This window comes from Salinarimonas ramus (assembly GCF_014645695.1).
In the GTDB taxonomy this organism is placed as follows: domain Bacteria; phylum Pseudomonadota; class Alphaproteobacteria; order Rhizobiales; family Beijerinckiaceae; genus Salinarimonas; species Salinarimonas ramus.
Window position 1 is genome coordinate 327,262 of record NZ_BMMF01000002.1, and the last position, 12,593, is coordinate 339,854.

11 protein-coding genes and 1 tRNA gene are annotated in these 12,593 nt (G+C 72.1%); 5 read left to right on the forward strand and 7 right to left on the reverse strand.

The window, feature by feature from the left end; translation table 11 throughout:
• The first annotated feature begins 151 nt into the window (after positions 1 to 151).
• The 4 genes from IEX89_RS03845 to IEX89_RS03860 all read left to right on the forward strand — a co-directional run bounded on the left by IEX89_RS03845 (position 152) and on the right by IEX89_RS03860 (position 5,023).
• A complete protein-coding gene (locus IEX89_RS03845) occupies positions 152 to 1,768 on the forward strand; it encodes an ATP-binding protein (RefSeq protein ID WP_244645080.1) in 1,617 nt (538 codons plus the stop codon).
• 91 nt (positions 1,769 to 1,859) lie between these two features.
• A tRNA-His gene (locus IEX89_RS03850) sits at positions 1,860 to 1,936 on the forward strand.
• A gap of 133 nt (positions 1,937 to 2,069) precedes the next feature.
• Complete coding sequence (locus IEX89_RS03855; protein ID WP_188909763.1) at positions 2,070 to 3,137, forward strand: tartrate dehydrogenase; 1,068 nt, start codon at positions 2,070 to 2,072, stop codon at positions 3,135 to 3,137.
• Between the two features lie 194 nt (positions 3,138 to 3,331).
• Positions 3,332 to 5,023: a methyl-accepting chemotaxis protein gene (locus IEX89_RS03860; RefSeq protein WP_188909765.1), complete on the forward strand. Its 1,692-nt coding sequence runs from the start codon at positions 3,332 to 3,334 to the stop codon at positions 5,021 to 5,023.
• 48 nt (positions 5,024 to 5,071) lie between these two features.
• Here IEX89_RS03860 and IEX89_RS03865 read toward each other — a convergent pair whose 3' ends face one another.
• The 4 genes from IEX89_RS03865 to IEX89_RS03880 are packed head-to-tail and all read right to left on the reverse strand — an operon-like array spanning position 5,072 to position 8,204.
• The gene (locus IEX89_RS03865) at positions 5,072 to 5,431 is read right to left on the reverse strand and encodes a nitrile hydratase accessory protein (RefSeq protein ID WP_188909767.1); all 360 of its coding nucleotides are present in this window, start codon (positions 5,429 to 5,431) and stop codon (positions 5,072 to 5,074) included.
• On the reverse strand, positions 5,421 to 6,083 hold the full coding sequence (gene nthB / locus IEX89_RS03870; protein ID WP_188909769.1) for a nitrile hydratase subunit beta: 663 nt from the start codon (positions 6,081 to 6,083) through the stop codon (positions 5,421 to 5,423). The genes IEX89_RS03865 and nthB overlap by 11 nt, the downstream gene beginning before the upstream one ends.
• The gene (nthA, locus tag IEX89_RS03875) at positions 6,080 to 6,724 is read right to left on the reverse strand and encodes a nitrile hydratase subunit alpha (protein ID WP_188909771.1); all 645 of its coding nucleotides are present in this window, start codon (positions 6,722 to 6,724) and stop codon (positions 6,080 to 6,082) included. The genes nthB and nthA overlap by 4 nt, the downstream gene beginning before the upstream one ends.
• Positions 6,725 to 6,770: 46 nt before the next feature.
• On the reverse strand, positions 6,771 to 8,204 hold the full coding sequence (locus IEX89_RS03880; protein WP_188909777.1) for a GGDEF domain-containing protein: 1,434 nt from the start codon (positions 8,202 to 8,204) through the stop codon (positions 6,771 to 6,773).
• Between the two features lie 207 nt (positions 8,205 to 8,411).
• On the opposite strand from IEX89_RS03880, the gene IEX89_RS03885 reads away from it, so the two are divergent.
• The gene (locus IEX89_RS03885) at positions 8,412 to 8,726 is read left to right on the forward strand and encodes a hypothetical protein (RefSeq protein WP_188909779.1); all 315 of its coding nucleotides are present in this window, start codon (positions 8,412 to 8,414) and stop codon (positions 8,724 to 8,726) included.
• Between the two features lie 40 nt (positions 8,727 to 8,766).
• On the opposite strand, the gene IEX89_RS03890 is transcribed toward IEX89_RS03885, so the two are convergent.
• The 3 genes from IEX89_RS03890 to IEX89_RS03900 form a co-directional block, all read right to left on the reverse strand.
• Positions 8,767 to 9,240, reverse strand: coding sequence for a YHS domain-containing (seleno)protein (locus tag IEX89_RS03890; RefSeq protein WP_188909781.1), 474 nt, complete (start codon positions 9,238 to 9,240; stop codon positions 8,767 to 8,769).
• 33 nt (positions 9,241 to 9,273) lie between these two features.
• Entirely contained in the window at positions 9,274 to 10,710 is a 1,437-nt protein-coding gene (locus IEX89_RS03895; protein ID WP_188909783.1) for a dihydrolipoyl dehydrogenase family protein, read from the reverse strand.
• A 133-nt stretch (positions 10,711 to 10,843) separates the two neighbouring features.
• Entirely contained in the window at positions 10,844 to 12,484 is a 1,641-nt protein-coding gene (locus IEX89_RS03900) for a thiamine pyrophosphate-dependent enzyme (protein WP_188909785.1), read from the reverse strand.
• Positions 12,485 to 12,593 lie beyond the last annotated feature (109 nt).

Genomic DNA, 12,593 nt, shown 5'->3' on the forward strand with positions numbered 1-12,593 from the left:
GAAGCCATGAGCTGGTCACAGGGCGTGATGCCCCGTCACACTACAGGATCGCACCGTCCCCACCAACCATCGCCGCGCGCCCTTTGCCCGCCATCCTCCCCGGCCTATGGTCGCGCATCGCGCCGCGACCCTGCGGCCAGCGGAGGCCGCCTTGATCGAGTTCATGCGTCAGCTCTTCTCCGTCGAGAGCCTCGCACCGCACGGGATGTGCCTGACCTGGCGCCCGGAGCTGATCTGGACGCACGTCGTCTCGGACGCGCTCATCGGCGTCGCCTACCTTTCGATCCCGCTCGCGCTCGCCGCCTTCGTGGTCAAGCGCAAGGATCTGCGATTCGGCTGGATGTTCTGGTGCTTCGCCACCTTCATCACCGCCTGCGGGGTGACGCATCTCTTCGGCATCAGGACGCTGTGGGTACCGGATTACGGGACGGAGGCGGTGCTCAAGGTCTTCACCGCAGCGATCTCGCTCGCAACCGCCGCCGCCCTGTGGCCGCTCCTGCCGGTGGCTCTCGCCGTGCCCTCGCCGAGCCAGCTGGAAGCCGCGAACGCGAGCCTGCGCGCGCGCATCCTCGAGCGCGACGCCGCGCTCGACGCGCTCCGGCGTGAGATCGCCGAGCGCGAGAAGGCGGAAGAGACGCTGCGCCAGGTGCAGAAGATGGAGGCCATCGGCCAGCTCACCGGCGGCGTGGCGCACGATTTCAACAACCTGCTCTCGGCCACGCTGTCGAGCCTCCAGCTCCTCGCCAAGCGCCTGCCGGAGGGGGATGCGAAGGCGCGGCGCTATCTCGACAACGCCGTTGCCGCCTCCGAGCGCGGCGCGGCGCTCACCCACCGCCTCCTCGCCTTCGCGCGTCGCCAGACGCTGGCGCCGGCGACGATCGACGTGCCCGGGCTCGTGGGCGGCATGATGGACCTCCTGCAGCGCTCGCTCGGCCCCATGATCGACGTCGAGACCCGCTTCCCCGAGAGGCTCGCCCCCGTGGAGGTCGACGCCAACCAGCTCGAGCTCGCGCTGCTCAACCTCGCCGTGAATGCCCGCGACGCCATGCCGGAGGGCGGGCGGCTCGTGATCTCGGCGCGCGAAGAGACGCTCGGTGCTGGCGATCCAGACGGGCTCGCGCCGGGTCGCTACGTGCGCATATCCGTGCGCGACACCGGCGTCGGCATGGATACGCAGACGCTCGCGCGCGCGGCCGAGCCGTTCTACACGACGAAGGAGATCGGCAAGGGCACCGGGCTCGGCCTGTCCATGGTCCACGGCCTCGCCGCCCAATCCGGCGGTGCCCTGCGGCTCGCGAGCGAGCCGGGCTTCGGCACCGAGGCCGTGATCCTGCTGCCGGCGGCGAGCGCCGCCGCGCCCGCGGCGTCCCCCGATCCGGAGCCCGCCGCCGAGGACCTGCCGGCTCTGCGCGTGCTCCTCGTCGACGACGACCCGCTCGTCCTCGCCGGCACCCGCGATCTCCTCGTCGAGCTCGGTCATTCCGTCGTGGCGCTGCCGGCCGCGGCGGAGGCGCTGGCACGGCTCGAGAGCGAGCCCGACATCGACGTCGTGCTGACCGACCTCGCCATGCCCGGCATGACCGGCGTCGCTCTCGCGCAGGCCCTGCGCGAGCGCCGGCCGGAACTGCCGGTCCTCCTCCTCACCGGCTTCGGGGACGCGGCGGGCGACTGGCCCCGCCTCGCCAAGCCGCTGCGGGAGGAGGATCTCGCGCGCGCCCTCGCCCCGGTGGCCCGCTCGGTCGCGGCACGCCGCGCCGAGCACGCGTGACCCGAACGGGCGTCGGCGGGGGCTTGCGTCGCTGCGCGTTTTGGGTCATATGCCGGGTCCGGCCCGCGCTTCGGCGCGCGGCATCGGCCATGCAGCTGTAGCTCAGTTGGTTAGAGCGTCGGATTGTGGCTCCGAAGGTCGGCGGTTCGAGTCCGCCCAGCTGTACCATCGCCACGAAAATCGCATCTCTTTCAATCACTTGCCGCCCGTCCAAAGCCGCATTGGCTCCCCGCCACGCGCGCGCCGCTTCCGCTCGCCTCGCGCGCCTCTATGATCGCGCGAACGAAAGCGGGAGGATGCCATGGCACGCACGTACAGGATCGCGGTGATCCCCGGCGACGGGATCGGCAAGGAGGTGGTGCCAGAAGGCGTGCGCGTGCTCGAGGAAGCCGCCAAGCGCCACGGCTTCACGCTCGAGCAGGACTGGTTCGACTTCGCCTCCTGCGACTATTTCGCCAAGCACGGGCGCATGATGCCCGAAGACTGGAAGGCGCGGATCGGCGGGCACGACGCCATCTTCTTCGGCGCCGTGGGCTGGCCCGACACGGTTCCGGACCATGTCTCCCTGTGGGGCTCGCTGCTGCTGTTTCGCCGCGAGTTCGACCAGTACGTCAACCTGCGCCCCGTCAAGCTGATGCCGGGCGTCCCCTCCCCGCTCGCGGGCCGCGCGCCCGGCGACATCGACTTCTTCGTCGTGCGCGAGAACACCGAGGGCGAATATTCCTCGGTCGGCGGGCGCATGTTCGCCGGCACCGATCGCGAAGTGGTGATCCAGGAGACGGTTATGACGCGCGTCGGCGTCGACCGGGTGCTGCGCTACGCCTTCGAGCTCGCCCAGCGCCGCCCGCGCAAGAAGCTCACCTCCGCCACGAAGTCGAACGGCATCTCGATCACCATGCCCTATTGGGACGAGCGGGTCGCGGAGATGGCGAAGGACTATCCGGAGATCGCGGTCGACAAGTTCCACATCGACATCCTCACCGCGCATTTCGTGCTGCATCCGGACTGGTTCGACGTCGTCGTCGCCTCGAACCTGTTCGGCGACATCCTCTCCGACCTCGGCCCCGCCTGCACCGGCACGATCGGCATCGCGCCGTCGGGCAACATCAACCCGGAGGGCGACCATCCCTCGCTGTTCGAGCCCGTCCACGGCTCGGCGCCGGACATCGCGGGCCAAGGCATCGCCAACCCGATCGGGCAGATCTGGTCGGGCGCCATGATGCTCGACCATCTCGGCGAGCGCGACGCCGCGGCCGAGATCGTCGCGGCGATCGAGCGCACGCTGGCCGAACGTACGCTGCGCACCCGCGATCTCGGCGGCAATGCCGGCACGCAGGAATGCGGCAAGGCGGTCGCCGAAGGGCTCTGACAAACGCCCGCGACTCGCGCGAGCCGCCGTTACGCGGCTCGCTCCGGCACATTTGCGGAATTTTACGGTTGCGTCTGCCCCGTCGTTAATAACCTCCGCTTAATGCGCCTTCATGCACCGTCCCGCTCGATTGCAATCCCCTCGCGGTCCAACTCTCGAATGACCGCATCCCAGTCGAGCGAGGTCGGGAACACATGGGCAAGCTCATCGATCGGTGGAGCATCGCGACGAAGATCTACAGCCTCGTCGGGCTCTTCGCCGCCGTCGTCGTCGCGGTCGCCCTGGCGAGCGCCTTCGTCATGACCACCTACCGCGACCAGGTCGCGCTGGCGCAGAACGCCGCCGAGCGCGCTATCCTGTCGGAGCGCGCCAACGCGCTCATCAACGGCGCCGTCAACGAGACCCGCGGCATCTACATGGCGGAGAGCGACCGCGAGGTGGAGGCCTATGCGACCTCGCTCATCGCCGTGCTCGATCGCATGGAGGCGATGCTCGACGCCTGGCAGCCGCTGGTGTCGCAGGACCGCATGCATCTCTTCCTCGGCTTCCGCGAGGACGTCGCCGCCTTCTCCGACGTCCGCCGCGAGATCGTGCGCCTCGCCCGCACGCAGGGCGTCGAGGCCGCGCGCGCCTACGGCGACAACGCCACGAACCGCGAGGCGCAGGACGCGCTCAACGAGATCATGGACAGCACGGCGCAGGTGCAGGTGGCCAATCTCGAGCGCTTCGTCGCCGAGCTCGAGGCGCTCTTCGGCCGCAGCCTCTCGACGATCGCGGCCCTGGGCGGGATCGGGCTCCTGGTCGGCGTCGGCTTCGCCGCCTACGTGGCGCGCCGTCAGCTGACGCAGCCCATCCGTGCCATCTCGGGTGCGATGGTCGCTCTGGCTCAGGGCAAGCTGGAGACCGACGTACCCTACACCACGCGAGTGGACGAGATCGGCGGCATGGCTCGCGCCGTCGAGATCTTCAAGCGCAACGCCGTGGAGCGCGAGGAGCTGACCCGCGCACGCGCCGCCGACGCCTCCAGCCAGGAGCAGCGCACGGCGCGCGTCTCCGAGCTGATCGTCGATTTCGAGGGGCGCATCGCGAGCCTCGTCCAGACCTTCGGCGCCTCCGCCGCCGAGATGGAGAAGACCGCCGTGGCCATGCGCGCCACGGCCGAGCAGGGCCGCGACCGCTCGGAGAACGGCGCCGTGACCGCGCAGCAGACGTCCTCGGCCATGCGCAGCGTCGCGGTCGCCGCCGAGGAGCTCGCCGCCTCCGCCCGCGAGATCAGCACCCAGGTCTCGCAGGCCACCAAGATCGCCTCCCAGGCCGTGGAGGACGCGCGCTCGACGGATACGACCATGCGCGACCTCTCGTCGAACGCCCAGCGCATCGGCGAGGTCGTGGCGCTGATCTCCGAGATCGCCTCGCAGACGAATCTGCTCGCGCTCAACGCCACCATCGAGGCGGCGCGGGCCGGAGAGGCCGGAAAGGGCTTCGCGGTGGTCGCAGCCGAGGTCAAGACGCTCGCCGACCAGACCGCGAAGGCGACCGACGAGATCTCGGCCCAGGTGGGCCGCATCCAGGCCGCCTCCGGCGGCGCGGTCCAGGCGATCGAATCGATCGGCGCCACGATCCAGCGCATGCACGAGATCTCGGGCGCCATCGCCGCCGCGGCGGAGGAGCAGCAAGCGGCGACGCAGGAGATCGCCTCCACCGTCTCCGATGCCGCCAACGGCACGGACACGGTCAACGCCTTCGTCGGCGAGTTCCGCCAGTCGGCGGCGCAGACCGGCACGGCCGCCGACCAGGTGCTCGAAGCCGCCCGCCGCCTCGCCGGCTCGGCCTCCGACGTCACCCGCCAGGTCGAGACCTTTACGAAGGGCATCCGCGCCGCGTGAGGCGCGCGATCGATCCACGGCCGCAGCTCGAGGCCGTGGATCGCAGATCTATTGCCCTGCGGGCGTGGCGAGGGGATCGTTGTCGAGCGTGATCGCTTTCCCGTGCGGCGTCGCCGCCGCCGCGCGCTCCCAGGAGGCGGCGCGGGCGGCGAGAAGGTCGGGCGCGGCGAGACCCTTCTCGGCGATGAGCGTCTCCAAGGCGGCGACCCAGGCGGTCCAATAGCCGCCGGCGCCGTCGTCGGCTCCGGGCACCGTCCGCAGCGCCCGCGAGAGAGCCTCGGCCCACTCCTTCCAGGTGAAGGCGCCGCGCGCATTGAGCGCGACCGCGAGGGCGAAGGCGCTCGCCTGCCAAGGTTCTTCGAAGGGGCGCTCCTCGATGGGGCGCTCCGCTCCCGCCTCAGGCGCCATGGAGGTACCTCTCCCAGGCATCGATGGAGACGCTCAGCGTCGGGTCCGCGCCCTCGCCCCAGAGCTCGCTCCCGGTGAAGCGCACCGTGTAGAGATGCTGCGGCGCCTCGCCGCCGCCATGAGCGTTGGTGTCGGGGAAGACGTGGGCGCCGTGGGCGATCTCGATCGTGCCCGTCTTGCCGCGGGCGTAGCGCGGGAGCCGCGTGTGGCCGGCGGGGTTCGTCACGATCGTGCGCACGCGATCGCCGACGGCGAAGCGCGGCGGCGCGCTCGTCTCGCGCTCGGTCGGGCCGCCCCGGGCGAGGGCCGCGGGCACCGCCTCTGCGGACAGCATCCGCGACAGCCGCGCGCCCGGGCGCAGCGAACGCCCGGCGGCGAGCTCGTCCGCACCCACCAGCCCGGCGGCGAGCACGAGGCGCTCCAGACCCTTCGTCCAGATCTCGTAATAGCTGGAGGCGAGGTATTCCGCCGGCGGCAGGCTCTCGCGGGCGTGGCGCGAGGCGTCGAGCGTCCACGAGCCCGTGGCGCCCATGGCCAGCGTGACGCCGAAGGCACGCCGCTCCCAGGGCGCGTGGAAATTCGGCTCGGTCTCCGGCTCCGGGACGACGGGGCCGAAGCCGTGCATGCCGCCGAGGTCCTGCGCGCCGTTCATGGCGCCGCCTCCTCGGGCGATCGTGCCAGCCCCGCGCCGATCATCGAATCGCGCGTGACGAGGTCGGCGAGCCGCGCCTCGTCCCAGCCCTCCGTGCCCTCGGGGCGCATGGGCACCACGAGGTAGCGGATCTCGGCGGTGGAATCCCACACGCGGATCGCGGTCGTCTCGGGCAGCGAGACGCCGAAATCCGTGAGCACCGCGCGCGGCTCCATCACCGCGCGGGAGCGGTAGGGCGCGGACTTGTACCAGGTCGGCGGCAGGCCGAGCACGGGCCATGGGTAGCAGGAGCACAGCGTGCAGACGACGAGGTGATGCTCTTCCGGCGTATTGAACACCGCCACCATGTGCTCGCCCTGGCGGCCGACGAAGCCCATGGAGGCGATGGCGGCGGTGGCGTCCGTCTCCAGCGCGGCGCGGAAGGCGGGATCGTTCCAGGCGCGGGCGACGACGCGCGCGCCGTTGCGCGGCCCGACCTTGGTCTCGTAGGTGTCGATGAGCGCATCGATCGCCGCCGGCTCGACGTAGCCCTTCTCGACGAGGATCGATTCGAGCGCCTTCACCCGCGCCTCGATGGGCGTCAGGTGGCTGTGGCCGGCATGATCGTGATCATGATCGTGGTGTTCGTGCTGGTGCGCCATGGCGCGAGACTAGGCGAGCGCGCCGACGCTGTCACGCGGGCGCGCGTCAGCTCGCCACCGCGCGCGGGCGCACGACCTCCGCCGGCGGGCGGGCGAGGCAGACGCGATTGCGGCCCGAGCGCTTGGCGGCGTAGAGCGCCGCGTCGGCGGCGCGCATGACGTCGTCCTCCTCTGCGCCGATCTCCGCCTCGGCGACGCCGAAGCTCGCCGACACGCCGATGCGTTCGCCGGCGACCTCGAAGATCTCGGAGGCGAGCCGCTCACGGATGCGCTCGGCGAGCGCCATGGCGCCCTCCTTGCGGGTGGAGGGCAGGAGGAGCACGAATTCCTCGCCGCCGATGCGCCCGATGACGTCCGCATCAGCCCGCACCGCCGCGCGCAGGAGCTCCGCCACGGCGGTGAGCACGCGGTCGCCAGCGGCGTGGCCGTGCACGTCGTTGATGCGCTTGAAATGGTCGATGTCGACGGCGATCAGCGAGAACGGGCGCTGGTAGCGACCCGCGAGCGCGATCTCGCGGCGCATGGCGGCGTCGAAGCCGCGGCGGTTGAGGGTCTGCGTCAGCTCGTCGGTATGCGAGAGCCGTCGCAGCTCCTCCTCCAGCGCGAGGCGCTGCTCGATCTCGGCGGCGAGCTCCTCGCGGGAGCATTCAGCCTCGATCAGCGCGTACTTGAGATCCGTGACGTCGCAGAACGAGATCACGAACCCGTCCTCCAGCGGCACGATGGTGACGCGCAGCCAGGTGTCGAGGCGCCGGTGCGAGATGTTGATCTCGAAGCGCTCGGTCACGCGCTCCTCGACGACCCGCACGCAGCGATCCCACACGCGCCGCGCCACGAGGCCGGGAAAGAGGGCCTTGAAGGAGCCGTGGACGAGCCGCCAGACGGGGTGGCCGGAATATTCGGACGCCTGCTGGTTCGCCGTGACGATCACCGCGTCGACGACGCGCCCCTGCGGGTCGCGCACGGCGCGAACGCTCATGATGCCGTCCTGCGAGGCCTCCAGGACGGCGGTGAGGAGGTCCTCGCGCGAGCGCCGCGCGGTGACGAAGGTGGCGATGCGGTCGCTCCCGCAGGGCGCCTTGCAGGGGAGGATGAGCTTCTCCCAGGTGCGCACGCGGCGCACGGCGACCGATTCGAGGACGGCGAGGAGCGGCGTGCGCTCGCGCCGCACCCGGTTGAGGAGCTCGAGATACGCGCGGGCGGCGGGCTCGGACATCTCGGAGACGAGGCGTCCCGCCATGTCGATGCCGTAGGTCGCCGTCACAGCCGGGCCGTAGCGCAGGTAGAACCAGTCGTCCTCGCCCCAGGGCTCCAGCAGCTCGACGCTCGCGGCGATGGTCTCGTCGAGACGCTCGAAGAGCGCCTCGACGGGCGCGCGCCCGTCGGCCTCCGCGAGCGCCGCGTGGACGTCGAGGATCTCGCCGGCCTCGGGGGCGGCGGCGTGGTCGCGAATGTCGCTCGTGTGGACGGTGGAATTCATCGAACGAAATCAGCCCTCGTTGACGCGGGGAACCCTAGGCCCGCGCCCCATGCGGGGCCGTGAAGTCGATCCGTCGAATTGTTCCGGTTTCGCGGGTTTTTCCCGTCCGGCGGCTTCCCATCGTGTACGAAATGACGGGCATGGGCCTTGCGAAGCGCGGGGCACGGCGTGATGCACCGCGAAATCGTGCCGTTATGGGACGGATGAATGAGAACGCGCGTTAATCCTCTTGCACGCCTCGCCTGCTTCGGGGCGGCTCTCGTCGTGGGTGGCGAATCAGCCCGCGCGGACCAGGTCGCCACCGACGAGCGTGCCTGCGGCGGCGATGCGTGGAGCTACGCCATCGTCGTGCCGCGCTCGGCGCCGGACGGGCGCTACGCGGTGGGGCCCCAGACCTTCTGCGCCGAGGTGGCGCGCGAGAGCCCCTCCCCGCTCGGGCCGATCGGCATCGTCATCGACCCGTTCGCCGCGGGCGGCGCGCCCGAGCCGCCCGAATTCGTTCCGCCCCCGCGGCGCCGCTGACGGGCACGACGCCCGCCGCGGCGGCGCGACCCCTCGCCGATCAGTCGGCGAGGATGCGCGGCCAGTTCGCGTCCGCGCGGGCGATGAAGCCGGAAACGTCGCCCTCCCAGGTGCGCTGCACGTTGCCGTCGTAGTTCACGTAGAGCTTGCCGTCGACGATGCGCCAGAAGTTCGGGTCGCCCGGCGCGCGATAGCCCTCGGCGGCGGCCCAGGCACAATAGCCGCCGTACTGGGGCGCGTAGGCCTCCGGGTCGGCCTCGAAGGCGGCGAGGTTGTCGGCGCTCGCGAAGCGCCAGGTCGCGCCGTTCCATTCGGTCTCGTGCGCGCGGGTGCCCTCCACGGGGCGCCCCTCGCGGAAATACGCGACCGGGTCGTAGCCGCCGAGCGCGAGGCTCGAGAAGCGCCCGGTATAGACCGGGTCGGCATCGGCACGCGCCGGGCCGGTGCGCAGGAGGGCTGCGGCGCCCAATGCGAGGGGCAAGGCGAAGAGGGTGCGGCGGGTGAGGTCGGTCATGATCGTCTCTCCTCGATGTCGGAGCGATGGTCGTCAGGTCCAGCGCTGCAGGAAGCGCACGACCTTGCGCGTGCGCTCCGAGAACAGGCTCGGGGTGAAGTGCGCGCCGGCGGCGCGCTTGGAGACTTCCGACAGGGTCGGATAGGGCGCGATCGCGCTCGCGACCGCGGCGATCTTCAGCTTCTGCGTGACGGCAAGCACCCAGGGCAGGATCAACTCGCCCGCATGCGCACCCACGATCGTCGCGCCGAGCACCCGCCCGCCCTTGCCGACGACGACCTTGGCGAAGCCCTCCGTCTCGCGCTCGGCGCGGGCGCGGTCGTTCTCGGCGAAGGTGAAGCGCGCGACCGTGTGCGGCACGCCGCTTTTCTCGGCCTCCGCCGCCGTGAGCCCGACATGGGCGAGCTCGGGATCGGCATAGGTGACCCATGGCACGGCGGAATGGTCCGCCTTCGCCGGCAAATGGAAGAGCGCCTGGCGCACGACGATGCCCGCGTGATAGCCGGCGACGTGCGTGAATTGCGGGCCGCCGGCCACGTCGCCGATGGCGAAGACGCGCTTGTTCGTGGTGCGCAGGCGATCATCGACCGTGACGCCGCGGGGCGTGTAGGCGATGCCGGCGGCGTCCAGATCGAGCCCGGCGACGTTGGCGCGTCGCCCCGCGGCGACGAGGAGGTGCGAGCCCTCGATGCGCGTCGTCTCGCCGCCTTCCAGAATCGTCACCGCGACGCCGTTGCCGGCGCGCTCGACCCGCTCGATCTTCACGTATTCGCGGATGTCGACGCCCTCGGCCCCGAGGCGGTCGCGCACGATCGCCGCCGCCTCGGCGTCGTCGCGCACGAGGACGCGGCCCGCGTCGAGCACGGTCACGGCGGAGCCGAGCCGGCGGTGGGCCTGCGCCATCTCGAGCCCGATCGGCCCGCCGCCGACGACGATCAGCCGATCGATCCGCTCGGCGTTGTCGAACAGGGTCTCGTTGGTGAAGTACGGCGTCTCGGAGAGGCCGGGGATCGGCGGCACGGCGGGCGAGGAGCCCGTCGCGACGACGAAGCGGCGCGCCACGATCCGCCGCCCGCCGGCCTCCACCGTGCGCGCGTCGAGGAAGCGCGCGGGCGCCTCGATGACGGTGACGCCGAGCCCGCGGAAGCGCTCGGGGCTGTCGTGGGGCGCGATGCCGGCGATGACGCCCTGGACGTGATCGCGCACCTTCAGGAAGTCGATCGCCGGCTCGTGGCCGTTGACGCCGAAGCGTCCGGAGGTGCGCACCGCCTGCGCGGCGTGCGCCGCGGCCAGCAGCGCCTTCGACGGCACGCAGCCGTAGTTCAGGCAATCCCCGCCCATCTTGTGCTTCTCGACGAGCACGACGCGCGCGCCCATCTGCGCCGCGCCGGCCGCGACCGACAGGCCGCCCGAGCCGCCGCCGATGACGCAGATGTCCGCGTGCAGGATGTCGGAGGTCGCTGCGCTCATGATCCGTCTCCGCTCGTCGTCGCCGCGGATGGTGCGGCCCTCGTCGAGCGGAGAATGACGCAATCGGCCGCGCGCGCCAGAAAACCCTCGTTCACGCGCGGTGCCTTTTTCGTGATGCGTCCGCGAGGACGGATCACATCGTGTCGAGATCGTCCGAATTCGCGATCTTCACGTCGAGAAGCGCCGGTCCGTCGCGAAACGACAGCACCTCCTCGAGCGAAGACGCCATTTCGTCCAGCGTCTGCGCCCGCCGGCCCATGCAGCCGAGGCCCTCGGCGGCGCGGTCGAACCGTGTCTCGGCGAGCTCGGCCGGCACGCCCTCGCCCGTGGCATCGGCCGCGCCTTGCGCCGCGCTCGTGTCGGCGACGACGAGGTTGATCGGCACGCCCAGGCGCCGCGCGCTCTCGAGAATGCCGATGGCACGCGTCGCGCCTCGTTCGCCGGCGAGAGCCACGACGACCCGGCCGGGCACCGCCAGCGCTGCGCCGAGCGCCGCCGGGAAGGCGGCGCCCTCGGCGGCGGGTCCGCGCGCGACGAGGAGGCCGCGCCCGCAGCGCTTGACCGTGAAGCCGCGATGCGCCGCTTCCGCCACCGCGCCGGGCTCGACCAGGAGGAGCCCGTCGGCGGGCATGTAGGCGTCGAGAAGCGCGACGAGCCGCGCCAGCGACGGCGCCTCCGGCGTGCTCGCGAGCCGCGCGGCATGCGCCTCGCGCTCCTCGGCGCGCGCGGCGGCGAGCGATGCCGCCCAAGCGGCGCGCGCCTCGGGCACACCCGCCTCGCGCTTGTCGAGCACGTGCGCCAGCGCCTCGATCCCGGCGCGGGGATCGCCCCAGAGCGGCACGTCCACCGCCCGCACCCGCCCGATGGCTTCGGCCTGCGCCTCGAGCGCGATCACGCGCGCGGGAAAGCCGACGAGCTCGGGATGGCGCGCGGCGAGCTCGTCGAGGGCGCCGCCGATCGCGATCACGAGATCGGCCTCGGCGAGGGCCTTCGCCGCGACGCCCCCCGGCCGCACGAGACCGGCCGCGATCTCGCCCGTGCAGGCGACGGCGCCGATCCCGCCGGGCGTGTGCGCGACGGGCAGCGATTGCGCCTCCGCCAGCTCCTGGAGCGCCTTCGCGGCACGCGAGACGTGGACGTCCGGTCCCGCCAGGACGAGAGGGCGCTCGGCGCCCGCCAGCCGCTCCGCCGCCTCGTTCAGCGCCTCGAGATCGGGGCGCGCGCGCAGCGCCGAGGCGGCCTCGAAGCGCCCGTGCTCGACGAGATCGTCGGTGGCGACGTCCGCCTCCTGCGCGCGGACGGCCTCGGGCACCACGAGGGCGACGGGCCCGGGCCGTCCGGTCGTCGCCGCGATGAAGGCGCGACGCACGAGGCCCGGCACGTCGGCCGCGCGCGCGACGCGGATCGTCTCCTTGCAGCTCCCCGCGAGAATCGTCGCGTCGAGCGCGTCCGGCTCCGGCAGGATCGCCAGCACCGGCGAGCCGGCCTCGCGGGCCGCGAGGAGGCCCGCCGACGCCTCGGCGACGAGCGCGGAGCGTGCGAGCGAGACGAGCCCGACACGGCCGGAGGCCTGCGCATAGGCATCCGCCGCGAAGGCGGCCGCGCGGGCGTCGACGATGGGCGCGTGCGCGAGGCCGAGCTCGACGAGCGCGCCGTCGAGCGGAGCGCTGGAGAGCCCGCCCGACAGGAAGATCGGTCCCGCCCCGTGCGCCTGCAGCATGCGCGCCAGCGCCTCGGCCCCGCTCAGGCGCTCCATGGCGCGCTCGTCCTGCATCGTCCCGTGCCCTCGGTCATTGTCGAGGTCGACAGGTTTGGACCGGGAGGGGACCGGGTTCAAGGGGGGATCTCCCGGGCATGCCGGCCTCTTCCCTCGCCCGCGCCCC